Source organism: Chlamydiales bacterium, from assembly GCA_031292375.1.
In the GTDB taxonomy this organism is placed as follows: Bacteria; Chlamydiota; Chlamydiia; order Chlamydiales; family VFKH01; genus JARLHF01.
Genome location: JARLHF010000054.1, coordinates 1 through 26,101, shown reverse-complemented (window position 1 = coordinate 26,101; position 26,101 = coordinate 1). Strand labels below are relative to the sequence as shown.

24 protein-coding genes and 1 pseudogene are annotated in these 26,101 nt (G+C 37.8%); 10 read left to right on the top strand and 15 right to left on the bottom strand.

Annotated features, from left to right (window positions below):
* Window positions 1-205: 205 nt before the first annotated feature.
* From P4L16_06985 to tgt, 3 genes are read left to right on the top strand one after another with little or no spacing between them, the layout of a single operon-like run.
* Entirely contained in the window at window positions 206-586 is a 381-nt protein-coding gene (locus tag P4L16_06985) for a hypothetical protein (protein MDR3624864.1), read from the top strand.
* Window positions 580-1,275 (top strand): queuosine precursor transporter, encoded by a 696-nt coding sequence (locus P4L16_06980; protein MDR3624863.1) that lies wholly within the window; start codon window positions 580-582, stop codon window positions 1,273-1,275. Before P4L16_06985 ends, P4L16_06980 begins: the two co-directional genes overlap by 7 nt.
* On the top strand, window positions 1,256-2,386 hold the full coding sequence (gene tgt, locus P4L16_06975; protein MDR3624862.1) for a tRNA guanosine(34) transglycosylase Tgt: 1,131 nt from the start codon (window positions 1,256-1,258) through the stop codon (window positions 2,384-2,386). Before P4L16_06980 ends, tgt begins: the two co-directional genes overlap by 20 nt.
* Here the strand turns inward: tgt and P4L16_06970 are convergent.
* Window positions 2,369-3,739 (bottom strand): dipeptidase, encoded by a 1,371-nt coding sequence (locus P4L16_06970; protein MDR3624861.1) that lies wholly within the window; start codon window positions 3,737-3,739, stop codon window positions 2,369-2,371. The two genes, tgt and P4L16_06970, sit on opposite strands and share 18 nt — an antisense overlap.
* A gap of 3 nt (window positions 3,740-3,742) precedes the next feature.
* Window positions 3,743-6,703 carry an insulinase family protein gene (locus tag P4L16_06965; GenBank protein ID MDR3624860.1) on the bottom strand — a complete coding sequence of 987 codons (2,961 nt, stop codon included), beginning with the start codon at window positions 6,701-6,703 and terminating at the stop codon, window positions 3,743-3,745.
* A gap of 155 nt (window positions 6,704-6,858) precedes the next feature.
* On the opposite strand from P4L16_06965, the gene P4L16_06960 reads away from it, so the two are divergent.
* The 3 genes from P4L16_06960 to P4L16_06950 all read left to right on the top strand — a co-directional run bounded on the left by P4L16_06960 (window position 6,859) and on the right by P4L16_06950 (window position 9,975).
* Window positions 6,859-7,989, top strand: coding sequence for a hypothetical protein (locus P4L16_06960; protein MDR3624859.1), 1,131 nt, complete (start codon window positions 6,859-6,861; stop codon window positions 7,987-7,989).
* 379 nt (window positions 7,990-8,368) lie between these two features.
* Complete coding sequence (locus P4L16_06955; protein ID MDR3624858.1) at window positions 8,369-8,926, top strand: L,D-transpeptidase; 558 nt, start codon at window positions 8,369-8,371, stop codon at window positions 8,924-8,926.
* An 8-nt stretch (window positions 8,927-8,934) separates the two neighbouring features.
* Complete coding sequence (locus P4L16_06950) at window positions 8,935-9,975, top strand: hypothetical protein (GenBank protein ID MDR3624857.1); 1,041 nt, start codon at window positions 8,935-8,937, stop codon at window positions 9,973-9,975.
* 65 nt (window positions 9,976-10,040) lie between these two features.
* Here P4L16_06950 and P4L16_06945 read toward each other — a convergent pair whose 3' ends face one another.
* Window positions 10,041-11,138: a ribonucleotide-diphosphate reductase subunit beta gene (locus tag P4L16_06945; protein ID MDR3624856.1), complete on the bottom strand. Its 1,098-nt coding sequence runs from the start codon at window positions 11,136-11,138 to the stop codon at window positions 10,041-10,043.
* Between the two features lie 29 nt (window positions 11,139-11,167).
* Window positions 11,168-14,353 carry a ribonucleoside-diphosphate reductase subunit alpha gene (locus P4L16_06940; protein MDR3624855.1) on the bottom strand — a complete coding sequence of 1,062 codons (3,186 nt, stop codon included), beginning with the start codon at window positions 14,351-14,353 and terminating at the stop codon, window positions 11,168-11,170.
* A 383-nt stretch (window positions 14,354-14,736) separates the two neighbouring features.
* Between P4L16_06940 and P4L16_06935 the strand changes: the two genes are divergently transcribed.
* Both P4L16_06935 and P4L16_06930 read left to right on the top strand, forming a co-directional pair.
* Window positions 14,737-15,579, top strand: a complete 843-nt coding sequence (locus P4L16_06935; protein ID MDR3624854.1) for a phosphatidylcholine/phosphatidylserine synthase — start codon at window positions 14,737-14,739, stop codon at window positions 15,577-15,579.
* A 23-nt stretch (window positions 15,580-15,602) separates the two neighbouring features.
* On the top strand, window positions 15,603-16,655 hold the full coding sequence (locus P4L16_06930) for a hypothetical protein (protein MDR3624853.1): 1,053 nt from the start codon (window positions 15,603-15,605) through the stop codon (window positions 16,653-16,655).
* A gap of 8 nt (window positions 16,656-16,663) precedes the next feature.
* Here the strand turns inward: P4L16_06930 and P4L16_06925 are convergent, their stop codons facing one another.
* The 5 genes from P4L16_06925 to P4L16_06905 form a co-directional block, all read right to left on the bottom strand.
* Window positions 16,664-17,455 (bottom strand): hypothetical protein, encoded by a 792-nt coding sequence (locus P4L16_06925; GenBank protein ID MDR3624852.1) that lies wholly within the window; start codon window positions 17,453-17,455, stop codon window positions 16,664-16,666.
* A 107-nt stretch (window positions 17,456-17,562) separates the two neighbouring features.
* Window positions 17,563-18,435, bottom strand: coding sequence for a methionyl aminopeptidase (locus tag P4L16_06920; GenBank protein ID MDR3624851.1), 873 nt, complete (start codon window positions 18,433-18,435; stop codon window positions 17,563-17,565).
* Complete coding sequence (truA, locus tag P4L16_06915; GenBank protein MDR3624850.1) at window positions 18,422-19,195, bottom strand: tRNA pseudouridine(38-40) synthase TruA; 774 nt, start codon at window positions 19,193-19,195, stop codon at window positions 18,422-18,424. The genes P4L16_06920 and truA overlap by 14 nt, the downstream gene beginning before the upstream one ends.
* Complete coding sequence (locus P4L16_06910) at window positions 19,195-19,773, bottom strand: MarC family protein (GenBank protein MDR3624849.1); 579 nt, start codon at window positions 19,771-19,773, stop codon at window positions 19,195-19,197. Before P4L16_06910 ends, truA begins: the two co-directional genes overlap by 1 nt.
* A gap of 25 nt (window positions 19,774-19,798) precedes the next feature.
* Complete coding sequence (locus P4L16_06905; protein MDR3624848.1) at window positions 19,799-20,401, bottom strand: MarC family protein; 603 nt, start codon at window positions 20,399-20,401, stop codon at window positions 19,799-19,801.
* 347 nt (window positions 20,402-20,748) lie between these two features.
* Between P4L16_06905 and P4L16_06900 the strand changes: the two genes are divergently transcribed.
* Window positions 20,749-21,000, top strand: coding sequence for a hypothetical protein (locus P4L16_06900; GenBank protein MDR3624847.1), 252 nt, complete (start codon window positions 20,749-20,751; stop codon window positions 20,998-21,000).
* A 3-nt stretch (window positions 21,001-21,003) separates the two neighbouring features.
* On the opposite strand, the gene asd is transcribed toward P4L16_06900, so the two are convergent.
* The 3 genes from asd to dapB are packed head-to-tail and all read right to left on the bottom strand — an operon-like array spanning window position 21,004 to window position 23,731.
* On the bottom strand, window positions 21,004-22,089 hold the full coding sequence (gene asd / locus P4L16_06895; GenBank protein MDR3624846.1) for an aspartate-semialdehyde dehydrogenase: 1,086 nt from the start codon (window positions 22,087-22,089) through the stop codon (window positions 21,004-21,006).
* Window positions 22,086-22,991 (bottom strand): 4-hydroxy-tetrahydrodipicolinate synthase, encoded by a 906-nt coding sequence (dapA, locus tag P4L16_06890; GenBank protein MDR3624845.1) that lies wholly within the window; start codon window positions 22,989-22,991, stop codon window positions 22,086-22,088. Before dapA ends, asd begins: the two co-directional genes overlap by 4 nt.
* The gene (dapB, locus tag P4L16_06885; GenBank protein ID MDR3624844.1) at window positions 22,988-23,731 is read right to left on the bottom strand and encodes a 4-hydroxy-tetrahydrodipicolinate reductase; all 744 of its coding nucleotides are present in this window, start codon (window positions 23,729-23,731) and stop codon (window positions 22,988-22,990) included. Before dapB ends, dapA begins: the two co-directional genes overlap by 4 nt.
* Before the next feature lie 84 nt (window positions 23,732-23,815).
* Here dapB and P4L16_06880 point away from each other — a divergent pair, with 84 nt between their 5' ends.
* Window positions 23,816-24,397 (top strand): hypothetical protein, encoded by a 582-nt coding sequence (locus P4L16_06880; GenBank protein MDR3624843.1) that lies wholly within the window; start codon window positions 23,816-23,818, stop codon window positions 24,395-24,397.
* A gap of 110 nt (window positions 24,398-24,507) precedes the next feature.
* On the opposite strand, the gene P4L16_06875 is transcribed toward P4L16_06880, so the two are convergent.
* The 3 genes and pseudogenes from P4L16_06875 to P4L16_06865 form a co-directional block, all read right to left on the bottom strand.
* Window positions 24,508-24,795, bottom strand: coding sequence for a hypothetical protein (locus tag P4L16_06875; protein ID MDR3624842.1), 288 nt, complete (start codon window positions 24,793-24,795; stop codon window positions 24,508-24,510).
* A 38-nt stretch (window positions 24,796-24,833) separates the two neighbouring features.
* Window positions 24,834-25,112 (bottom strand): hypothetical protein, encoded by a 279-nt coding sequence (locus tag P4L16_06870; protein MDR3624841.1) that lies wholly within the window; start codon window positions 25,110-25,112, stop codon window positions 24,834-24,836.
* A 637-nt stretch (window positions 25,113-25,749) separates the two neighbouring features.
* Window positions 25,750-25,926 (bottom strand): annotated as a pseudogene (locus P4L16_06865) (transposase).
* Window positions 25,927-26,101: the final 175 nt, after the last annotated feature.

Genomic DNA, 26,101 nt, shown 5'->3' with positions numbered 1-26,101 from the left:
AGAAAAATTGAAATTTTTTGAGTAGATTTATTGATAAATTTTTCAAGCATATGTGAACATATGGTTGAAAAATTTAACGATAAAGATGTCAAAAAAGACAATTTTAACAAGCAAATGTAATTACGCAAGAAGTCTATTACTTAATCTTTATTTAATCTTTAAATTTTTAATGGATTATAGTTGTTATTTAATTAAGGAGATAGCTATGCATGTTAGTGAGCATTTAGGGGGCCTTTATCACTCATCAGAGCTCAGAGGAGAGTGTTTGTGCTCCCCTCTAAAGAGATTTCGTGGTTTTGTTATAGAACAGCTTCATGAAGCAAGATGTAATACATCAATAGGCAACTTAATGTTAGCGGTTGCTGCTGTTGTAAGTAGTTTGTTCGTTTATCCCATCTTGATTCCTCTTGCAGGTCTTGGCGTATTTATTAAATTGGCTCATTTGCCAGAAGTTATACTAGTGAAGGGGAGATATAAATTTAAAATGGATGAGTTTAATGTAGTTGTAGGTAAGTATCCTAATTCTAAAAACATATTTTCCGTAGTTGCAAAACGCTCTCTTCTAAAAGATGAAAAAACTTGTTAAACGAATTATTATTTATTTTTCATGCTCTTTTGACGATTACGTTTATTTTGGGAGCCCTTCGAGTGAGCAAGGAGTTTCTTCTTGCAACAACGGTAGTTTCCTGGATATTTGCTAATCTATTCGTGCTTAAGCAGATAGAGCTATTTGGCTTGAGCGTAACAGCAAGTGATGCTTTTTCTGTAGGTGGCTCTATTGGCATTGCACTGCTCAATGAATTTTATGGAAAAAAGTTTGCAAAAAGAGCTGTTTTTTTAGGTTTTTATCTCCTAGTTATTTTTGCAATCATGTCATGGATACAGCTTGCTTATCAGCCAAGCTCCAGTGATACGATGCATGTGCATTATGCAAATATTTTGGGTACAATGCCAAGGCTTGTGCTTGCATCCCTTGTTGCCTATTTGGTATCCTCTTTGATGAATGTTGCATTTTCTGCATTTTTACAGAAAATAGCAAATGGTAGATATGTACTTATTAGGACTGTTTTGGTTGTAGGTGTCGTACAGCTGCTAGATACTTTGCTATTTACCTATCTTGGTCTTTATGGGATTTTACTTTCGCTCTCTTCTATTGTCTTGTTTAGTTTTATTATTAAGTGCTTTTCGCTTATCATAAGTGCCCCTTTGGTTGGTTATTTTTTATTGAAAAAGAAGAAGAGAGAAGAAAAATTACATGAGCACATTTCGTTTTGAAGTGATTTATCAGTCGAAGAAGTCAAGGGCTAGGGTTGGAAAGATCCATACTCCACATGGAGTGATTGATACCCCAAATTTTGTAGCCGTTGGAACAAATGGTACATTGAAGGCGCTGGATAACGATGCTGTGAGTGCTGTAGAGCTGCAGCTCATGTTTTGTAATACATATCATCTTCTTTTGCAGCCAGGCCTTGAAGTGGTTAAAAAGGCAGGTGGCTTGCATGCTTTTATCAATAGAAAAGGCCCTATCATTACGGACTCAGGAGGCTTTCAAGTCTTTAGTTTGGCTTATGGGTCCGTTGCAAGTGAGTTAAAGAGTAAGGGTACAAAAAAAAGCGAAGGAAGCGTTATCAAGATCTCTGAAGAGGGGGTGCTTTTTCGCTCCTATCGAGATGGTGCTAAGATCATGCTTACTCCAGAATCTTCTATACAAGCGCAAAAAATATTTGGGGCAGACATTATCATTCCACTAGATGAATTGCCTCCCTATCACATAGCTTCTGATGAATTAAAAAAGTCGCTTGCAAGAACACATCGCTGGGAAAAGCGCTCTTTAGAAGAACACTTAAAAGATAAAAAAAATCAGGCCCTCTATGCTGTTATACATGGTGGGGTGGATAAAATGCTTAGAAAAGAGAGCTGTGAATATTTGTCTAGCCTTCCCTTTGATGGTTTTGCAGTGGGGGGTAGTCTTGGAAAAGATCGAGATGAAATGGTAGACATGCTTCAGTTTTTAACACCTTTTTTACCAGAAGATAAACCTAATCACTTGCTTGGTATAGCAGATCTTCCCTCGCTGCAGAAATGTGTTCCGCTTGGATTTGATACATTTGATAGCTCTTATCCTACAAAGTCAGCTCGCCATGGTGTAGTCTTTACAAAAAATGGCCCTTTAAAGCTTACGCAAGGAAGTAATGTACATGCCTTTGATCCTATTGAAGAAGGATGCAATTGTCTTGCTTGCAGATGTTTTACAAGAGGTTATTTGCACCATCTATTTAAAGCTAAAGAGCAAACAGCAGGAAGTCTTGCATCTATCCATAATTTGCACTACATGGTGCGCCTCATGAAAAATTATCGAGAGGCTATTTTAAACGATAGTTTGTAAAATTCTTGCAATGATGAGCATTCCTTTTTCTAAGCGATCTATGCCAAAGTGTTCATTCGGTGCATGAATTTGGTCGTCTGCAAGCCCAAGACCTAAAAAGATCGGTTCTGCATGGCTTGCTTTTACAAGTGTTTCACTAACTCCAATTGAACCGCCTGCCATGATCATTTTACAAGGCGTTTCAAACACTTCACTATAAGCTGTGGTTGCAGCTTTAGCTATAGTTGAATGAGGGCTTGTTTTAATAGCAGGGCTTCCGTGGCATGTGTCGATATGTAAATGCATCTCTTTGGGTTTATGCTCATTTAAAAATTCTGTAACAAGAACTCCGATTTTGTCAGGATTTTGATTTGCAACTAGCCTGCACGTTATTTTGGCATGGGCCATTGCTGGAATAATTGTTTTGAGGCCAATTCCTGTGTAACCACCACAGATGCCATTTATTTCTAGGGTAGGTCTTATCCAGGCACGCTCTAGAGGTGTATAGTTGTCTTCTCCTCCCAATGCCTTGGCGTGGAAATTGTGCTCATATTCTGCTGCATCGAAAGAGAAGTCGATGAGACTTTTTTCCTCTTTTGTGGGTTCTAAAACGTCATCATAAAAACCTGGGACCATAACTCTTCCAGACGGAGAATGTAGTTTTGCAAGAAGATCCACAAGTGCATGGATGGGATTGACAACGATGCCTCCATGCTCGCCCGAGTGTAAATCGGAAGAAGATCCTTTTAGGTCCAAGAGCATGCCTAAAATACCCCTTGTTCCTAAAGTAATGGCAGGGGATTCTTTGCTCTTAATACCGACATCTACGATGAGTAGGTGATCTGCTTTTAATTCCTTTTCTTTGAAAGGGGCAAGCTTTTTAAGGCCTTCACTTCCAATCTCTTCATCTCCCTCGATGCATAGCTTTACATTGACAGGAAGAGAGCCTTCATTCTCTAAAATGGCTTTAAGAGCCAGAAGTACATAGAAGCATTGCCCTTTATTGTCTTGTGCACCCCTTGCAAAGACTTCATTATTTCGAATGGAGGGCTCGAAGGGAGGTGTTTCCCATTTTTCGATTGGATCAACTGGTTGCACGTCGTAGTGATTATAGATAAGAATGGTGGGCTTTTCAGGTCCTGCCTTCATCCATTTAGCAAAAAGTACAGGATGTGTATGTGTTTCCCATTTTTCTGTTTCAAAGCCTATTTTCTCTAAGTAGTCTTTTAGAAAATTAAGGCACTTACCCATTTCAGGAAGGTGACTTGCATCTTGGCTGATACTTTGAAAGCGTAAAAAAGAGAAAAAATCGGAAAGTATAGACTCTTGGTTTTTTTTGAAATAGTTACGTAAGAAGTTAAGATCTGTTTGCATAGCTTATACCGTGTATAGAGGTAATTTAGGAAAGTTTTCTTTTTCTAATAGGGGCATTTCTTTTTCTAGTAATGCTTTTCCTGCGAATGAGACGATGATCCCTTGATTTAAGTGAGGTAAGATATGTTCTTTAACAGCCCTTTGGATATCTTCTTTAGTGGCTTTTAAAAGAGTTGTTCTATATTTTTTGCGCTTATCAAAGGTTTTTCCAGCAAGAAGCCAAGAAAAAGCTACAGAGGCTCTGTGGCCAGGGGCTATGGGTCCATCTAAATCTTGTAAAAGACCTAATTGAGCATCCTCTATATCTCTTGCATCAAATGCACCTTTAGCAATGGATTCGGCGGATTCTTTGAATGCTTTTAGCGAAAGAGCGATGTGAGGGTCTCTATAGGAGTAAAAGCTTAGACAGCCAGTAAGTGTGTTGCTAGATGCACCTCCCCCATAAGCACCACCTTGTTCGCGAATTTTTTTATGTAACACTTTATTTTCAAAAAGCTGCGTTGCAATGTTCAGATAAGCTGCGTCTGGATGGGCGTAGGAAATGATAGGAAGGCTCATGCTATTGAAGGATACGGGAGCTGAGAGGATATGTGCCTGAGAATGTGCTTCTGGTATTGAATAATTATGGAAAAAAGGTACGTTTTGTTTTTTACATAGAGCAGCAAGACCAAAAAAATCATTCGTTTTTAGATAGTTATAGGAATCAAGATCTGCGCTGATAACAAGTTTTGCATCTTCTATTCCCATGAGCCTTTCTTGCAAGCTTTTTAAATGGTTGATGAGGGTGTTTGGATCTTTTTCAAATTCTTGAGCGATACTGCGAAGGGATTGTAAGTAGCTAAGACCATAGAGTGAATCAGTTATAAAATTGGGTATGGAAAAAGACCTGGTAGAAAGATGAAGAGCGTATTTAAGGGCATTACTTGTCAGGCTGCTCTCTAAGCTAGATAGATGTTGTTGCAATAGTTCTTTAAGACGAATTTTTTCGCCAAAGTTTGCAGATTCAATCATATCTTTGATGAGTAAAAATAGCTTGTCAGCCTTTCTTTTCAGTGCTTTGCCTTTAAATCCAAAAGTGGGTTTAAATAGATGAGAATCTTCGGCGTGTACATGTAGAGAAAAAAAGGCGTTGATCCCTCCAATATTATTCTGGATGTATTCTAAGTTTTGTTGATAGGTGCGGTCTTTACAACCTATTTCTGGAAGGAAGGTGCAAAATAGGCGCAAGTAAACAAGTTCATCAACTTCGATTGGGGGCGCTGTAAAGTGCAGATCCGCATAGACAATTTGGTTTGTAAAGCATTCGTGGTATAGAACGTCTAGTCCTTTATGCTTTTCTTTTATTAGGGTGAATTCTTTTGGATTCTCAGACACATCAGCAAGAGTTACTTTTGGTAGCACTTCGATGTCATTGTGCTCTTGCTCCTCTTGAAAGAGTTTGAGTTTTTTAGTTTGTTCTACAAGCTCTTTAGCACTATATTCGCTCATTTTTTTGCGAACTTCTTTCAATTCTTCTTGTTCTTGCATTAACTCCCTTTCAGAAAGTGCAAGATCTGGCTTCATGATGAGCTCTACTTGATGGGGGTTGTCTATGAAATATTTAGTGATGAGAGATGGTAGAAACTGTAAATCTTTTGTACTCTTTCTTAGCATATCAAAAAGAGAATGAATTTTTAAGCCCTCTTCAGCTTCTACGCCATGTTGTTTTAGAAGGGCAGAGCGCATGAATAGGGAGAGGCCAAAGGGGGAGTGTGTGCCTGTAATTTCACTTCTAGAAAATTCTAGTTGATGGATGGCAGATTCGATGAGTTCTTCTGAAATCCCATCTTTGATGATCTGTGCAAGAGCTTTTAAGATAAAAGGGCCTATTTTTTTTGCATTTTCTTCTGTGCACCCCTTACAGATAAATATGAAGGGCACTTCTGTCATGTCACTATCGATGTAGGAATCTGCTTGTTTACAAAGGTGGGACTTGAGAAGAGCTTGCTTTAAAGGACTTGCATCTGTTCCCATGAGCACAAGGTCTAGCACTTGAAGAGCTAGCCAGTCCCGCTGATTTTTGATGGAGCATGTCAAAAAGCCAATAGAGAGCATGACTTTTTCAGATAATTCTTTTTCATCACTTAAAGGATATACATCAGTATGAAATTGTGGAGTTTTAAATCTTAATTCTTGATTGAGGACAGGTAGAGGGTCTGCTTTTTTTACAGAGCTCAGTGTTTCTTTTAGTAAAAAATCTAAATGCTGTTGCAGGGGGATGTTTCCGTAGAAATAAAAAAGACACCTACTTGGATGATAGTAAGTCTTATAAAAATCCAAAAGCTCTTGGTAGGTAAGCTTTGCAATTTCTTCAGGATCACCTCCAGCATTATACCCGTAGGGTAGTGTTGGAAAGAGAAATTGCATCATTTTTTTCCATAATCGGGTGTCTGGAGATGCAAGACAGCCTTTCATTTCATTAAAAACGATGCCTTTGTGTATAAGGGGGCTTTGAATATTTTCTGGGTCAGTAAATTCTAGTCTGTGTCCTTCTTGTAAAAAGCTTAAATGCTTAAGATGAGGCTTAAATACAGCATCTAAGTACACTTCAAGCAAGTTATAAAAGTCTTTTTGTACTTGCGATGCTGCAGGATAGCATGTGAAATCGGGTCCTGTAAGTGCGTTCATATAGGTATGAAGGCTTCTTTTCGTCATAGAAAAAAAAGGGTCTTTTATAGGGAATTTTTCTGATCCGCAAAGGACTGTGTGTTCGACGATATGAGCAGATCCATTAGAACTTGAGGGAAGTGTTTTAAAAAGCAAAGAAAAGACATTTTCAGGATCTTTATTTTCCAAATGCATGATTTGTGCGCCCGTTGGAAGGTGGACAAGTTCTCTCAGTGTCGATTGTAATTCAGAAATAGGCAGAATTTTTGTTAACTCAAACTCTTTGTAAAGGTCTCCTGTTTGATTTAATTCTTGCATGTAATGAGGCTCCAGAAATGATAATTTGCGAATAGAAATGTATAGCAGCTTTGCAAAAAAATGAACATTCTTTTCAATTCAATCTAAAAAATTAAATTGAAAAAAATGCCTGTAAGCATGAGAATAGCAGCTTCTTAAACTTAAATCAGGCTGTTATGAATACAAGTTGTTCCAATTCTGTAGATATCCGTAAGGAGGTTGTTAGCGCAATAAACGTGATTGTTGGAGTAGAATGTCACATAAGAACAGGTGGTTTGCGGCAGTGTTGCATTATAGGTGATAAAGTTGAAAGATTGGGTGTACTTTCAAGCCTTTTTCTCAGAGCTAAAAACCTCGTGAGCTTTTCTAAATTAAGCTATGATGGAGTTCTCTCTAGGTATTTTGTTACACTTAGAGATAATTTGGATGAAGTGATCAAACTCATTGAAGAGGGGGGGTTAGAGCCTGACCTTATAGAGAGTATTAAGCAAGCTGCAGCAAGACTTTTAATAGTGGGAGAAAATAAAGAAGAAGTTAAATGTGAGCTTCCTAGCATGGTTTTAGACGATGTAACAGTCATGATGACATTAAAACAGCGGGCTCGGGATATTGAGCAGGAATGTTTAAAATTGGAAATTGAGAAGCTAAATGCTGGGACATTTGAACTTACCGCAGAAGGCGCAGTAGGCACTAGAGCAATGGATGCATATAGGCAAATTACTCGAGGCAGTAGCACAGAGCCTATGTCTCAAGCAGCGCTTATTGATCAGTTTGCTAGGGATGTTGATAGAATTATTTGGTGTTTTGAAGATGAGTTTGAGATTTTGAGCATTTACCGGGGAAAAGATATTCTTGATGATCTTAAGAATAAAATTTCTAAAGGGTGTTCTAATTCTGAAGAGGCGAATGAAATAAAAGCTTTTTGTAATCAAACGATTGGCAATGCAATCATGATGGGTAATGGAGCTTTTTCAGAGGAAATTAAACAACATATTCCCTTTGTTAGGGTAGCTAAGATGCTCGATACTGAAGGTTTTCCTTTAGCATTACTTTTAATAAAAGAACTTACTATGACTTTTTCTCTCAATTTTGAAAAAATAAGTTTTCAAGTGCGTTGTGAGATGTTAGTTAATGAAAATAAACAACCTGCTGTTGTGGGTAATATAGAAGTTATTTGGGATAGGAAGGAAGATAGGCTTATTTTTCGTCCTATGTATGACGTAAAAGTACAAGAGAGTTGTTCTTATCAAGAGATGAAAATTTTGCACTCTGTTTTAATAGGGAATGCACCTAAGGCCTATACCTAGGGCAGCCTCCATAGGAAAGCTCAAAATTGGAAATCATCTTGTCGTAATGATTTTTTAAATTTTTCCGGGAATTTTTGCTGCGGGAATTCCTCAATTGTATATACACAAACAAGTTCAAGAATTGTTTTTTGACTGCGCCAAATCCCCGAGGCTCAACGATCATAATCAACTCAATATTAGCATATGGAGTTGATTATGATCGTTGAGCCGCTAAAGCTTTCGCGTTGTCAAAAACCAATTCTTGAACTTGTTTGTGTATAAATCACTTTTAATCAAAAGTATTCATAGATAGAATGAAAAAAATTAAGGTGTATAGTGTATTTAAGTTAGAATGAATTTTTTTTCTTTTTTGATGATCTTTTTTTGTTTCGGTGCTTTTTTGTTTGCAGATACAATTCCTGTGGATTTGTGTGCAGCTCTCAAGAGATTACACCATATTCCTACTAAAGACATACTGGTTATTAGAGTGCATGATCAAGCTTTATCTCATTACAGACAAGGTAAATTGGTTAAGTCTTATAAAGTTTCTACTGGAAAAAATGGTGTTGGAGAGGCTATGGGAAGTAATAAAACCCCTTTGGGTCTTCACTCTATAGCCTCCAAGTTTGGAAAAGATGCTCCTCCTTATACTATTTTTATTGTGCGTAAGAATACAAGAGAAGTTTGGAATCCACATAAAAAGTATGACAAAGATGATCTTGTGCTTACAAGAATATTTTATCTTGAAGGACTAGAAAAGGGCGTCAACCAGGGTAAAAATAAGCAAGGAGTTTCTGTAGATAGTTATTTAAGAAACATCTATATACATGGAACAAACCATGAAGAGGATCTTGGCGTGCCAAAGTCCAATGGGTGTGTACGCATGGCCACAAATGATATCATTGCCCTATTTGATGAAGTAGATGAAGGAAGCCTTGTTTGGATTTGTAAGGAGTAATTAAAACGATGTCAACTATTAATTCAGATCAATTGATCAATGATTTTGTGCGCTTAGATGAGTCTTACAATCATCTTTATCAATATAGAATGATAGATGGCAAGCTTAGCCGTATGAATATTCTTTTTAGGGCGGTTGCTTGGGTACTTAATGTAGTTGGTTTTCGCACCAATTTAATGGTATTTATGATGGCAGCATCTACAGCGCTGAGTTGTTTGAAAGAGCCTTCCTCTATGAGTGGTTTGCAAAGTAAGATTAAAGAAGCAGACACTACAAAGCTAAGCCATATGCAAGCGGTTTTTAAGAGGTGTATAAGTCACGAAGTAGATTTAAATACTTCAAATAACTTGCTAGATTACCTTACATTTAAAAGGCAAATAGAAATTTTAGATGAAGGTGTTATTGATCTTGCACCAGATGGCAAGGTATTTGATGTCCTTATGAGTTATAGCGGTGAAGAAAAAAGCGCCTTTATGAAAGAGGTGAAAAAATCGTTTGAAAAAGATTGGAATAGGCAATATTGGTATTTCGATGATGAAAAGGATGATAGGGATCAAGATCTTCCAGAAGAAAAAGTCAGGGGTTTATTAGCTGAGCGAGAAGAGTTAAAGGCAAAAGAAATTGAAGGTAAGACAGAAGAAATTAAAAAAAAATTGGATAGCATACCAAACCTAGACAATATTGAGGCTTTTTGTCAGCAAACAACGGGTTCCATCTTGATGGGTGCTCCTTTTATACGATTTGATCGCCCTGATATCCTTAAAAGAGTTCCTTGGAGCAGGGTAGTTAATGAATTTAATGGACATACAGTGCATCCCAGGTTTGGTGGGCCTATTGTTAGGGTATCTCATGATTTACAGAAGATGAGCTATTTTGGTACCGTCAATGTTTATATAGACTTTGAGCTTAAAATAAGCTTTAAAACATCTATTGAATGGGATGTTAAAGAAGATAAACTCCGCTTTAGGCCTATATATGATACAAAAGTGCTAGAAGGATGCACTAAAGATGAGGCGGAGGGTCTCTTATCTATTTTGTATCCACCATGAGCTTGTTTGTATAATATCGTAAGGGCTTTTATAAGCCCTTACGCAGTTTGGCAAGGTAAAGGACCTTACCATTTCAAATTCGAGGACGATTGGTATTCCGTAACACGGGTCTCGAAAAAGTTTTTCTCTTTCCCAAGGTCAATTGTCTCACTCATCCAGGGGAAAGGGTTTTTTGAGCCATACTGGGGCTTTAGACCAATACGCTCTAATCTTCTGTCAGCAATGTATTGTACATATTCTCTAAACATCGAAGCACTTAGGCCTAAGATACCTTTAGGAAGACAATCTTGAGCGTAAAGCGCTTCCAATTCAACTGCTTTTTTAACAATGGATATGATATGTGCTTGAAATGTAGAGGTCCAAAGACCGGGGTTTTCTTCTTTGATACCATTGATAAGGTCGATGCCAAAATTTAGGTGTACAGTTTCATCTCTTAGAATGTACTGAAATTGCTCTCCGATGCCTGTCATCTTATTTTGTCTTAAAAAAGAAAGCATCATCACAAAGCCACTATAAAAGAATATGCCTTCCATAATGATATAAAAGCCAATTAAGTTCTCTAGAAATTTTTGAGCGCCCTCAGGTGTCTCTGTAGAGAAATTTTCTTGCATTACATCAGCTGTAAGTTGCATCTCAAATTGATCTTTAGCGTGAATGGTGTTGATTTCATTATACATATTAAATACTTCACCCTCATTGAGAGCTAGAGATTCAACAATATAGTGAAAAGCATGTGTATGAATCGCTTCTTCAAAAGCTTGACGCAAAAGAAACTGGCGAGCTTCTGGGTTTGTGATGTGCTTGAAGATTGCTAGCACTAAGTTGTTGCCTACAAGGCTTTCTGCAGTACTAAAGAAGCCAAGCACACGCATGATGACTCTTCTTTCATCATCAGAGAGCACTTTAGATTTCCATAGTTCTATATCCTTTGCCATAGGAACTTCCGTTGGCATCCAGTGGTTAGCACATCCGTTAATATAATGTTCCCATGCCCATTTATATTTTAGGGGCATTAGTTGATTGACATCTACTTGGTTACAGTTGATTAAGCGCTTGTCCTTAACTTTGACGCGTTGGTCAGTAGCCTTGGGGTCTATTTCAGAAGCATTTGTGCTGCTTTTAATTCTTGATTCCTCAAGATCTAGTTCATCAAATGAGAGCATCGTTTAATTACCTTGTTTTTAAATTTTTGTTATTGACAACTTTCGCACGCTTCGCCAAGTGTACACGCTTGTGTTGTAGGCTTACTTTGCACATCACGTTCTACTGTGATGTTACTAGAGGCCGACTTGTTTTTCATCCAACGAGGTTGTAATCCACGTTTGTTGATATCTGTTGTAGATTTTTCAATTTGTGTAGCCCCAAGAGATCTTAAGTAATAATTTGTTTTTAGGCCTTTTTTCCAAGAATAGAGGTACATATTGTGTAGTTTTTTACCACTAGGCTCTGAGAGGTATAAGTTGAGGGATTGTCCCATATCAATCCACTTTTGTCTTCTACTTGCACACTCAATTAACCACTCAGGTTCAATCTCAAAGGCAGTTAAGTAGATGGATTTAATGCTTTCTGGGATGCGCTCAATTTCTAAGATCGATCCATCAAAGTACTTTAGGTCATCCAACATTTCCTCGTCCCAGAGGTTAATTTTTTTCAATGCATTAACAAGATAGATGCTAGGTATTGTAAATTCACCAGAGAGGTTAGACTTTACAAAAAGGTGTTTATACATAGGCTCAATTGACTGTGTAACCCCTGTAATATTAGAAATGGTTGCAGTTGGAGCAATTGCCATCGTGTTACTGTTGCGCATGCCATGCTTTTTGATATGTGCGCGCACAACATCCCAATCCATGGTAGAGCTTTTATCCATTTCTAAGGAAACACCGCGCTCTTGTTCAAGCAGGTCTATAGTGTCGATAGGGAGCAAGCCTCGATCCCACTTTGATCCAGTGTAGGAGGAATAAGTGCCGCGCTCTACTGCAAGTTCTGAGGATGCAAGGATTGCATAGTAAGAGATCATCTCCATGCTTTCATCGGCAAATTGTACCGCTTGATGACTTGCATAGCTAATGTTTTGGATGTAGAGAGCATCTTGAAAGCCCATGAGGCCAAGACCTATGGGGCGATGTCTAATATTTGCAGTCTTTGCTTCTTTTGTTGGGTAGAAGTTAATGTCAATGACATTATCGAGCATACGAACAGCTGTACGTATGGTTGATGCAAGAAGTTCCTTGTTGAGTCCGCTAGATGTGCAGTGAAAGGCTAAGTTGACAGAGCCCAAATTACATACGGCAGTTTCGTCTTTAGAGGTATTAAGAAGGATTTCAGTGCACAAGTTAGAACTGTGAACAACGCCTACATGATCTTGTGGGGATCTGATATTGGATGGGTCTTTAAAGGTAATCCAGGGATGTCCCGTTTCAAATAACATTCCAAGCATTTTTCTCCAGAGTTGGACTGCTTCTATACGTTTGAATAACTTAATTTTGCCCTCATCAACCATTTTTTCATATTCGATATAACGCTTTTCAAAAGCAGATCCGTAAAGGTCATGCAAGTCAGGGGCATCACTTGGGCTAAAAAGAGTCCAATGGGCGTTTTGAATTACACGCTTCATGAATAGGTCTGGAATCCAGTTGGCTGTATTCATATCGTGGGTGCGTCTTCTCTCATCACCTGTGTTTTTGCGCATCTCTAAAAAGTCTTCGATATCTAGGTGCCAAGTTTCAAGATAGGCGCACATAGCTCCTTTGCGCTTTCCTCCCTGGTTTACAGCTACTGCTGTGTCGTTTGCAACTTTCAAGAAAGGGATAACGCCTTGACTATGTCCATTAGTACCTTTAATGACGGCTCCTGTTGCTCTAACATTTGTCCAGTCATTACCGATGCCTCCTGCCCATTTTGAGAGTTGTGCATCATCTGCAACTACTTTGAAGATGTTTTCTAAATCATCCATGACAGTAGAGAGATAGCAAGAGCTAAGTTGAGAGTGTTTTGTTCCCGCGTTGAAGAGTGTAGGCGTGCTAGAAACAAACAGGAAAGAGGAAAGAATATTGTAGAATTCTATCGCTCGAGATGTTCGCTCTTTGCCCTCATTGATGCTTAATCCCATAGCAACACGCATCCAAAAGTATTGAGGCGTCTCTAGACGTTTTTGTTGATGATGGATGAAATAGCGATCGTAAAGGGTTTGAATTCCGAGGTATTCGAATTGCAAATCGCGCTCTAATTTCATGGCTTTGGCAAGCGCATCTAGATCAAATTCTAAAAGCACAGGAGATAGGCGCTCTACTTTTACTGCAAATTGAATATATTCTTTAAAATGCTTTTCATGTTTTTCTTTTAAGTTTTTGTCAGATGCTAAAACACCAATTGTTTCTCTATAAATTTCATCAAGTAAGAGCCTTGCTGCAACTTTTGAATAGGCAGGTTCCGTTTCGATTTTTGTTCTTGTTGCCATTGTTAAAGAGAGGTCCACTTCACTCTCTTTGATACCTTCATAAAATTGAGAGATCGTGCTTTCCAGGATTGCATCCGCAGAGACTAAGTTTTCAAGACCTTTACACGCATAGGCAATACGCATTTTGAGCATGATATCATTGAGCGTATAACTTGTTCCATTGGATGCAAGGACATGAAAGCTCTTGGTAGGTATTTCTTGCGCTTGTAGTTTTTCTTCTTCTGTTGTTGATGTGGACGCTTTTTGACGAAGAGCTCTTATCAAGATAAAGTGTTTTGCTACCTTGTAAAAACCTGTTGCCATAAGGTGTTTTTCAAGCTCATCTTGAATAAATTCGACGCTGACAACTTGGCCCAGCTTTGCAGCATTCATTGCACTTTCTACAGCTTTATTTGTGAGTTGGTTGACTGCATTGATGATCTGGTCGGGCATTCTACCATGGATGTTTAGAGCCTCTCGAAAGGCAAATTCAAGTGACTCAGAAATTTTTATGGGGTTAAAGCGAACATAGGAGACTCCATCACTTCTTAAAATTTTTAAATTACGTGGAGAATCATCACGTAGGGACTTGTGGTGATCTCTGTAGATGATATAGTCCCTTGCAACGTCGATATGATTTGTTTCTATGAGTTTTTGTTCAACGAGGTCTTGAATTCCCTCAACACTTAATGTAGCTCCTTGTTGTGATAATCTGAGTGCTTCTTCGACTACTAAATCAGCAACAGCTTGGATAGAGCGGTAAATATCGGAGGGTAAAGAGTCTGTTTTTGAGATTTTTTTGGTATCTCGGAAGGCGGCCTCTAGTGCGTTGGTAATTCTGTCCCTTCTAAAGGGAACAAGCATTCCATTGCGCTTAACAACGCTTACTGTTGTGATGCTATCAATGGAAAGGGAGGAATCTAGTGTTGCTTGTGTCATCATTTATATTGATTCTCTTTGGATTAAAATTATTGTATAAAGTTTTGTTAAATTTGAGGTTTATGGCGCAGTTTGACTACAACCTGTGGTATACCTGTTTTTCTGAACCCACTATATATAGAGAATGCGCCAATTCTGTCTATAAAAAAGAAAGAGGATAACACATCTAATTCAGCGGCAAGGAATTGCGTTGAAAAATAGTTATTTCATCGAGATAAGTCGATTGTAACATACTTATAATTATAAATTTGCACTTTAAGGGGTTGCTAAAAAACGGATTTTTTAATAGTATCTCATGTTATGCAAAAACCAATTCTTGAATTTGTTTGTGTATAACATGAGATAGTATTTTGAAGGAATTTTAGGAGTTCATTTAGGAAAATATGAGAAAAGTTTATCTAATACCTAATCTGGTAACGGCTTTTGGCCTTGCATGTGGTCTTTTTGTCATTTTTAGAATGAACATGATAGAGCCTGGAACTAGTACTTATTCTCTCTTATACATGTCAGCAATATTACTTTTAATCGCGGGTGTTGCAGATGTTTTGGATGGTGCAATTGCACGGTTTATTCATGCTGAAAGTGAGTTTGGCTGTCAGTTTGACTCGTTGTCTGATGCAATTACATTTGGAGTTGCCCCAACTGTGACAATTTTAAAGACTCTTTCTGCACCGCAAGGCTCAGAGTTATCCTTTTTTGCAATGACAGGAGCTTTAATCTATTCTGTTTGCGGTGTTCTTCGCCTTGTACGCTTCAATGTAAAGAGCTTGGAAAGTAAAAAAAATGAATTGCTTCAAAAAACACATAATAAGCATTTTACAGGTCTTCCTATAACAGTTGCAGCAATAGCTGCCATTTCTATGAATTTATTTTTGGTTTCTGATGATTTTGAAAGATGGTTTTCCCTTTCTTCTGATACTAAAACAATCGTATTAATTGCTACAATGGTAGTTCTTGGTTATTTTATGGTGAGCCGTTGGAAATTTCCAAGCGCAAAAGCCTTGCACTTTCGTGTAAAGTCTATTCATTTGGTTTTTATCACTGTTTTAATGGCTGTGTTACTGTTGTATGGTGTTTTTTATCATTTCGCACTCCTTTTTATGGCAGTTAGTTGGATCTACATCATTGTTGCTTGGAGCTTATCCATTGCAAGGGTAATTGCTGGAAAAAAATCTAAGACACTTGAAGATTTTGAGCCAGAGCCCGATGATTTAGATGATTTTTAAAAGAAATTTAGGACTTATACCCTATGCTACAGCGTGTTGAAAAGAGAATAGAGTTTTGGGCAGCCCTTGGACCATTTATAATTCTTTCAGCATTTTTAATAGGTGTTTTTCGCTTATCTCCACAGCTGTTTTTGATGCCTGCAATGTCTTTAGTGGTTTTGCCAATTTGTTGGAAATGGGACTGGAAGGGATTATATTGGTCTTTAGCTCTTCTTTTTTGTGTTTGTTTATTTATACTTGTAGAAGGTACGTTTTACGAGCGTATTTGGGGGTTAAGCATTGCTGTAGTATTGTCTGCAGGTTTAGTTGTAACTCTATTTTCATTTTCAGAGGTGAAAAAAATAGCATTGCTTTTTCACAACGAAGCAAGAAGCCAATTAGAAGAAAATGTTTTTTTAAAAGAGAATTTGCAAGAAGTATTAGAGGAGTATAAACGTGAGCTTGTAGGTGTTGCAGAAGAAGTTTTGCAAAAAAATAATGAACTTGCAAAATTGCGTATTAAATTCCGTGTACAAGAAAAAGATTTGCTGCAATTAGAGAAAAGTAAGTCGTTGCTCATTGTAGAAAAAGAGAACGTACTGGCGGCACAACAAGATAGAGACTTGATTTATGCCTCTTTGCTTAAGAAAGAAAAAAGCGCTCAAGAAGCTCTGCAGGCTACAATTACTGGGATTCAAAATGAGCGGGACCTAATAGCAAAAGATTTAGAGAGCTGTATGAATGAGATTGCTCTTTTAAAATCTGAAAGAGTAATAGATGTGGCAATACCTTCTAAAGAGGAGGATATTGAGCTTCTTTATGCTGAAATAAAGGCATTAAAAGAAAAAGATGCCATGTACAAGCAGTTAAGAGTGCAATTTGAAGAAAAATCTCAGGTCCTCTCACAAACTCGTGTTGAATTGTTTGAGCTAGAGGGCAAGTATTTAGCATTACAAAAAGAGGTGCAAGAAGGCCTTTTTAGCGATGATTCCTATTTAAAAAGGCTTGTCAAGCTCATTCATATTCAAGAAAAAGAAAAAACTTCCCTAGAAAGGGAAGTTAATACTCTTCAAGAAATTATCAGTGAATTGATGTAGATTAGTTTTTATTTTGAGCTTAATGCTGACAAAATAGCCTCTGTTGTATCAAAGTCTAAAGTTGAGTCACTAAATTCTTTAGAAGATGCTTCAAAGTTGGTTATAAACTCTCTTGGTTTTGTACCACATTGTTCTGAACCCATTGCAGAGATCACGTTAAGAGCTCTTCTCTCTGCAATTGTTGCGCAGTTAGCTTTAACAAGCTCGTAAAAATCACGGAACATCACTGTAGGATAGAAGGCCCTTGTATATGATTGTTTAAATAACTTTCTTTTTTCACGTGGAGTTATATTGCTTTGTTGAGAATCAGTATGGTAGTTTGCAAAGGAATTATTGCGCTGTTTTATTATTTCTTCAGGGTCTGCTTCATAGTATAAAGATATTATAAGATGACCAGCACCAAAAATCCCAAGAGCAATCGTTGTAACAATGGCTGCACTTGCAAGTCCTGTTCCAAGTGTTACGCATCCTGTAATTGTCCATACAGCAGACGCGCCTATTCCTATGCCAAAAGAAGTTATAGAAATTTGGTTTATGAGATCCTTATCTTCTTTAGCAGCAGCGTGGTCTCTGTATGGAAAAGCGATAAGACGCTTGGATTCTTGATTAGCCTCAAAAATCATATATTTTTTTTGTGTTGCTACATGGAGTACGATTTTTTTGCCATTGAGAGAGCCTACAACTTTTGCTAAAGCAGAAGTTGAAGCGCTCGATGGAGCAACTGGTGGTGCTAGAGGCGCAGAAGGAGCTGCTCTACAATGACTAGGATAAGAATAAGGGGGTGGTAATATACTACTCATAAAAATACCTTTTATTTTGGTTTGTGTGAAAGTAGTATTTTAAATAATAATTATTAATATTGTGTAAAGTTATTAAAAATATTTTCCGATTTTTATTGTTTTTTGATTTATGACGTGCAGAGAGTTAGGATCTCGTGACCATCTTCGGTGATTAATACGGTGTGTTCCCATTGAGCGCTTGCTCTTTTGTCACGAGTTCTTGCTGTCCATTGGTTAGAGTCTAATGTATGTTCTCGCACACCTGCATTAATCATAGGCTCAATTGTAAAAGTCATGCCAGCAGCAAGGGGGATATCTAGTTTATTTTTGTTGTGTGCTACTTGAGGCTCCTCATGAAAATGCACGCCAACACCATGTCCGACAAATTGATTGACAACAGAGCAATTCCTAGAGTTGGCGTAAGGCTCAATTATATCTCCTATAGCAGAGAGCAAGACACCTGGCTTTAATATGGCAATAGAGCGCATTAGGCACTCATAAGATACTTCAGTTACCAATTGTTTTTCTGCGCTTACATCTCCAACCATGACCATGCGGCTGCAATCTCCGTAAAACCCATGTAAAATAGGGCTTACATCAATATTGAGGATATCGCCCTCTTTTAGAGGAATATCGTTGGGAATGCCATGACAGATAACTTCGTTTAGAGAAGTACAGATACTTTTTGGAAAAGGTGGATGACCATAGTGAAGGGGGGCTGGAATAGCTCCTGCATCCTTATGGAGTTTATGTGCAAAGGCATTGAGCTCATTTGTTGTAATGCCAGCTTTTGCCATAGAGCAAGTTTTATCAAGGATGAGACTTGCAAGTTTACAAGCTCTTCTTATTCCCTCAATTTGTCCTTTTGTTTTTAAAATAATTTTGTATTTTTCAAAGTAGTATTGAGCTAAATCTTTAGGATTTTTATTCACTGTTTCTGGATAGTGACATTTTTTCCATTTTTGCCCGCTTCCACACCAGCAAGGATCATTGCGTTGTATCATTAAAGATTCCTCCGGGATAATAGACCTTGTGCAGAAAGAGACCATGCGCAGGTGCAGTGATACCAGCTTGCGTACGATCGCAACTTTCAAGAATTCTTGATAACTTGTTTATTGGTATTTTGCCATTTCCAATATAAACAAGAGTGCCAATTATATTACGAACCATTTTATATAAAAAGTTTTCACCAACGATTTTAAAACAAATGCGATTTTGTGGGAGAGGAATAATTTCTATGGAAGTCAAATTTCTAACTGTATGAGTATAAACTTCATTTTTTTTTGTATTACAAAAAGTTGCAAAATCATGTTTACCAATGAGTAAGGAGGCGCTTCTTTGCATTAAAGGCAATTCTAGTGGATAAAAGTAGTGCCAAGAATAATTTCGATGAAAGGGGAGTTGATAGTGGTGATTGCAGATATAATAGTGATATTCTTTAGCAATGCAGTCCAGTGTAGGATGAAAATGTGTTAGCGCAGGGTGCACATTTATTATGGTAATATCTTTTGGTAGCAGGGCGTTAAGGCTCATTTGCAGCTTTTTTGGCTCAATATGATGAGAAGAGAAAAAATTTACAATTTGCTCGTTTGCATGGACGCCTGCATCTGTTCTACTTGCGGCTTGCAATATAATTTTTTCCTGGAGTATTTGAGATAAGGTCTTCTCTAAGGCCTCTTCTATGCTTTTTCCTTCTTGGTTTTTTTGCCAGCCAAGATAATGGGTTCCATCATATGCAACGGTTAAAATAATATTTTGCATTAAGTTACAAGGGTGCGGATTCCATCTGTAAACATATTGACAGCAAGTATGGTCATCATAAGTCCCATAAGCCGCTCTCCTGCAATGAGAACCCTGGCGCCAAAAATACGCTGCATCCATGAGGATGCAAGTAATATGAGAGTGCTTGCGCTCCATGCAATTAGAATGGCAAGTGTAGTTTTGAAGAAATCACCCTCTTGATGTGCGTAAATCATTACCGTACCAATGATAGAAGGGCCTGCGATAAGAGGAACTGCAAGAGGAACAATGAAGGGTTCTTCCCCTGGTTGTGCAATGGCATGATGTGATTTGGGAAAAATCATTTGTAGCGATATTAAAAATAGAATAATACCACCTGCAAGTTGCACAGTAGCTTGTGTTACCCCAATCATAGAGAGAATTTCATCTCCAAGAAAGTTAAAGAGTAAAATAATACCAAGAGCAATTAAAAGTTCACGGAAGATGATGCGGCGCTGTTTTTTTGCATCAAAGTTTTTAAGTAGTGCAATAAAAGCGGGCACATTGCCAAATGGATCCATAATCAAAAAAAGAGTTGCTGCTATTTGAGCTGTGGTCATAAGCTTTTTCTTGTCTCCTGATTTTTCATGTTGCAAGTGAAGGTGATAAGTGAGCAATAAACTGAGCTAGTCCTTGCAAGAACATTTGAACGGCAATTAGGGTCAAAAGTAATCCCATGAGGCGCTCAAATGCTGTAAGTCCTTTGTCTCCAATGAATTTTTTAAGCGTGGGAGCACAAAGAAAGATGATGGTTGTTGCAATCCATGCCAGAAATATAGCTAAAAGCATTTTAGGCGTGCTATTCTCTTTTGCATAAAACATGATTGTAGCTAAGAGAGAAGGACCTGCAACTAGGGGTGTAGCTATTGGCACTACAAAGGGAAGTTCTTCTGGTACAGAAGATTCTATTTTTTTGGGACCTGGGAAAATCATGCGTATGGCGATAAGAAAGAGAATTAATCCTCCTGCCATTTGAATGTTAGATTGGCTGATGTTAAGCCAATTAAAGAAAAAGTCTCCAAGAAAGTTAAAAGCAAGAATGATACCAAGAGCCACAAACATTTCTCTCAAGAGAATACGTCTTTGAAGCTTGGGTTCTGCATTTTTAAGAAGGGCAAGTATGAGAGGAACGAGCCCAAGAGAATTCATGATTAGAAAGAGAGTAAATGCAATGGAGATAATGCTCATGTCAAAATACCAAAAAGATTAGAAGCTGTTGAGTTTCGATTTTATACTATTTGCTTCTTTAAACGGAAGTTTTGGATGGAAATGAGTGATTTTTTTGTAACTAGGCATGTTTTTAGGAGAAAATCGATTAACTTTTAATCCTTCTGAAATGAACAAATGCATATTTCAGGAGATTATGAATATACACAAACAAGTTCAAAAACCAATTCTTGAACTTGTTTGTGTATTAAAGTTGTGGCAAAAGCAATTTTAGCTTTGCAGAAATTATGCTGAAACTTAAATTATTAGGAACAATTTAGCTTGAGCTAGAATTGTACGAAACTTAATTTAGACTTATAGAGGAAAACATGATTCAAAAATTAGATCGCTCTCAGTTAGAAGAGGTGATGCAAATGTTACTTTCAGGCAATTTATCGAGTATGAGTAAGGATGTGAGCGAACAAAGCGATCTTGACGAGGACTTTGACGATGAAGATTTCGATGATGAGGACTTTGACGACGAAGATTTTGATGATGAAGACTTCGATGATGAGGATTTTGATGACGAAGAGTTTGACGATGAGGACTTTGAAGGCTTCGAAGAAGATGAAGAAGAGTAGTTTCTAGAAATATTCAAGAGCATGGAGGAGTTCAGCATTTAGGATTCCTCCACCAGCAGCTCCTCGGATTATGTTATGAGAGAGTCCAACAAAGCGCAAGTGTAGTGCATTGCAGCTTCTGAGCCTGCCAACGCAAGTGGTCATTCCTTTTTCACGCTCACAATCTAATCTTGGTTGGGGGCGGTTTTCCTCTTCTAAATAGATGATAGGCTGTTTTGGGGAAGAAGGAAGGCTTTGCACGTGTGTGTTGCCTTTGAATATACTCCATAAGTGCAGAACTTCATCTTTATCTGGGATGTCTTTTGCAAGCTCTATACTGATACAGGCAAGATGACCGTCTAAAACGGATACTCGGTTGCAATGAGCAGAAAAGACAAGATCCTGATTAGGTACAATTTTATCGTTTTTGATGGTTCCTAGTACCTTTAATGGTTCTGTTTCACTCTTTTCTTCTTCACCAGAAATAAAGGGGATCACATTTCCAAGGATATCTAGAGAAGAAACCCCTGGCCATCCAGCACCACTTACTGCCTGCATGGTGAGTGCGATGACACGTTTTATGGGAAATTGGGCATTTATGGCAAAGAGAGGTGCAATATAGGATTGGATAGAGCAGTTTGGTTTTGTAACAATGAACCCATTGTCCCAGCCTCTATTTCTTTTTTGAATAGGAATGATTTTTAAGTGATGTGGGTTGATTTCAGGTATCAGTACAGGTACATCTTCGCTATTTCTATGTGCAGAAGCATTAGAAACAATAGGAATGCCCGCCTGCGCCCATACTTCTTCATAACATTTTGCTGTAGTGGTATCTAGAGCGGAAAAGACAAAGCTGCAGTTTCTTTTAACATGTGTTAATAAGTTTTGATCAGAAGAAACGGCTTGTACTTTTAGGTTAAGTAAGCGTTTTGAAAGAGGGCTTTTGAGAAAAAATCTGTTGAGAATAGCTTCTTCATAAGTTTTATCTGCAGACTTTTCTGAGGCCCCAAGAAAGACAACTTCAAACCAAGGGTGATTATCCAAAAGGTTTAAATAGTGCTGGCCTACCATGCCAGTTGCGCCAAGTACGCCTACAGGGATTTTTTTCATAAGATTTTCATTTTTAAGTTTTTGAGTACGTTTTGTAGCGCAGATGTGTTTTCTTCTGACATTTCACATAAGGGAAGGCGCAAAGGGCCTGCATGATAGCCACAAAGGTCCATGATAGTCTTAATGGGTATGGGGTTAGTCTCTATAAAAAGAGCTCTAAAAAGGGGAAGCAGTTCATAGTGGATGCTTCTTGCGCTATTAAAGTCACCATTTAATGCAGCATAGACCATTTTTACAAGTGGCTTAACAATTAAATTACTAGCAACTGAAATGATTCCATGACCTCCTAATGCAATTAAAGGAAGAGTCATGGAATCATCGCCACTTAAAACCTTAAAGTCAGGGCGCTCTTTTACAACTAGGTTGATGAAATCCATCATTTGGTCAATGTTTTCAGAACAATCTTTAATGGCTATGATTTCTTTTATTTCAGAAAGGCGTTTAAGAAGAGGTGGATTAATGTTTTTTCCAGTGCGTCCTTGAGTGTTATAGATGATAATGGGAAGAGAAGAGCTTTTTGCAATGGCTTTAAAATGCCTAAAGATGCCCTCAGGTGTAGGCTTATTGTAGTAAGGGGTTACGATAAGAGCCATATCAGCGCCGAGTTCTTCTGCTCGCTTAGTGTTGAGAATAGTTTGTTCTGTAGAATAATTACCCGTTCCTACCATGACAGGAACTCTTCTATTAACTTCATTTACTGTGAGTGAAATAACACGATCTTGTTCTTTTCTGGAAAGTGTTGGAGCTTCTCCTGTTGAACCTAAGATTAAAAGTCCATCAATACCCTCTTCAAGTTGTCTGTGGATAAGCTTTTTGAGAGAGTCTTCATTTACTTGCAGTGCGTCTTGAGAAAATGGGGTAATAAGGGCTGTATAGGTGCCTTGAAGTTCTATTTTTTTCATTGTGCATTCCATTGATTCATGAGGTCATCGATAGTAAAGAAACCTGTTTTTCCAACAATCCATTCAGCTGCAATAACAGCGCCTTCTGCGAAACTTTCTCTGTTTCTAGCTGTATGTGTGAGCGTAATGGTATCAGAAGGGGAGTCAAAGTAGATAGTATGTGTGCCTGGCACATGACCTACTCGTAGGCTCGTAAATTGGAGTTCTTCTTTTTCAACTTTTCGATTTACAGTTTCATAAAGAATTTTTTTCTTGTTTGTAAGTTCTTCTAAAAGTGTTTCTGCAAGCCTTTTAGCAGTTCCTGAAGGGCTGTCTATCTTCTGTTCATGATGAATTTCAAAGCCAGCTACATCGTAACTTGTAAAAGGGTTAAAAATTTTGGCTGATTCTTTTACGACATGCATAAAAAGATTGATACCAAGAGAAAAATTTGCAGACCAGATAACACCTATATTAGCTTGGTTGGCTTTTTTTTCAGCTGCCTGTAAGTGCTCATACCATCCCGTAGTACCAATGACTAGGGGTTTTCCTACAGAAGCACAGAGATCTATATGATCTATAACGGCATCTGGATGGCTAAAATCGATGCAAGCGTCTACATCTTGTAGTAAAGTCTTAGCAGCAGAATTTTGAGAGTCGATGAGTGGATCTATTTTTACCAAAACAGAGTGGCCTCTTTCAGCTGCAATTTTTTCAATGATGCGCCCCATTTTTCCATAGCCAATTAATGCAAAATCCATGAGTTTTTACTTCCTTGAGATTTTAAGTTGTTTGTGTGTAACATTAGGACAATGAGAGTTTATTCTCAACGGGAATTCAGAAAAATGTCACATTCTATTTCTAATGAAAGAAATGTATTGTTATACGTCTTAAATAAGCCTGCAGTTAAAGAAGGTATCAAAAATGTTGTAAGTAGTATAACATTTGTTTTTGGTGTTATGGAAGTTTATGCCATTTTAAAAGGGCGTAAAATTTCTACAGAGTCTAGTGTAGATACTCCTAAATGGATGCAATTAGCAAATAAAGTGATCTTTATTTGCGCTAAGATTTCTCTGATTTTGAGTGCTGAGGTATCTCGTCCTGGAGTTTTTGTTATTTCTGTGTTAGTAGGATTTGTTTTTTCAACAGCGCAGTTAGAAAAGGTATTTGGACCTAACACGGTTTTTGCAATTAATCCTTGGCATCCGCGTCACGTTATAAGCATTGTAGCTGTTATATTAGCGCTGCCATCTGTTATTCAGTCTACTTATCAGGGAATCTCATGGGTGTATAGAACTATTTGCCACTATCATAAAGACCCAGTAAATTCATGGTTAACGGATGCTAAAATCCGTTTGATGGCTCTTTTTAATACATGTACAAGTAGACCCGTACTTCATCTTGGCAATCAATTTGCTATGTTTTAAATTCTTTCAAAAAACTTATGCAACAAAGGTAGTATTCGGTTTTAGCATCATTAAAACGCCACTTTTAAAGAACGTGGGCTTGGCATGGGAAAAAACCCATGCCAAGATATTTATGGAGTGGGAGCTCCAAGGAGAGGTATGCAAGCAAATACGCAGGCAGGCATCAAGGGAGGGCACAAAGTTGTGGCAGCAAAGCATGCTTCTACGCAAAGAGCATAAGCCATTGGTCCAGCATTAGCTCCTGGAATATTGGCCAGAACAAAAAGAGCGATGGCTGAAAGTGCAACAGTTGTGATCTTTGAGAGAAGCGTAGGTGAACGATTATTACGTGCTGTAGAACTTTGAGTAGTTTGTGCTACTGGGTATAAATTAGTGGAAGTTGTTGGTTGTACTGACATATAATTTTCCTGAGTTTTAAAGAGATATTAAAAATTTCTTAAGGTGAAGGTAGAAAAAGGAAGCCTAAACACATACTTAAACATGCTGGAATAGCAGGTGGTAACAGAGCGGTGCAGGCTATGCAACAGGCTGAATAAGAAAGTGGTCCACCATCAGCTCCTGGGAGAATGGATAGTGCAAACACTGCTATAGCAGGCAGCGCTACAAGATTAATATTCTTTATTATTCTCGGAAGCTCTCTAGAAAACATGTTAGAGCTTTTGTGATAAGGCACCCCATTTTGTGATGTACGATTTGTTTGTCCTATCGCTGTCATTGCTCCTCCTTATACTGCGTACTTACTGTTTTTCTTTTATCCCAAGAAAAGTTTAGGATTTGCCGAAATTATTACTATGATCCATATTTTTTTACAATAAAAAATAAAATTTATGTTGACTTCGCAATATCACAAGAGAACTGAAAAATTAGACGTTTATCGAGCTGCAATAGATTTAATTATTTTGATAGATGAAATAGTCGAACATTTACCAAACAGAGACCCGTACTTCATCTTAGAAATCAATTTGCTATGTTTTAACGCAAGTTTTGGATAAAAAACATATTTAAGTTATTTAAACACAATGTTTTAGATAATAAAATGAATTAATTCAAACTTTTATTTTTTTACTTAGTATTCCACAAATATGGGCTGACTATAACTTTGAAGAACGGCCTCATAATAAATTATGAGGCCTATCGCGTGCCGTCGCTCCCCGTGCAGAGCACCATAAGCGCTAACCTAACGAAAATCGTAATGAGACAGGTGCTCTTTGCGCTTTCGATTATTTTCAGATAGATTCAGACAGATCTTTTGCCAATTGTTGACAGTTCTTTGTAAGGAAATTTTTGGATTAAGTGCGCTTTGAACTTGGTGTAGCATGAATTCAAAGTTACGCCAATTACTGTTTATCTTATTACAAATAACCCCAGGGGGAAATGGCTTTTGCATACCCAATTAATTTTTCTACCAAAAGCCCTGTCAATAACTTTCCATATAGCCAAGCTCTTGCACTTATTTCATCATGTTTAGGTAGATGTCCTAATCCCACTAAAGATTTTAAACGCTTAAATACAAGTTCAATTTGCCAACGAGTATCTTTTACGCAGAGACGCAGAGACGCGGTGGCGCAGAGAGTTACAGATCATTAGCCACTCTAGTTAATCCATCAATAAGCCGTCCTTGCCCAAAATTAAGTACCAGCCCTAGCTTAAGTCTTGTTAATCGTAAATAGGTTAATACTTGAGCCTTGTGGACAGCATGTTCTT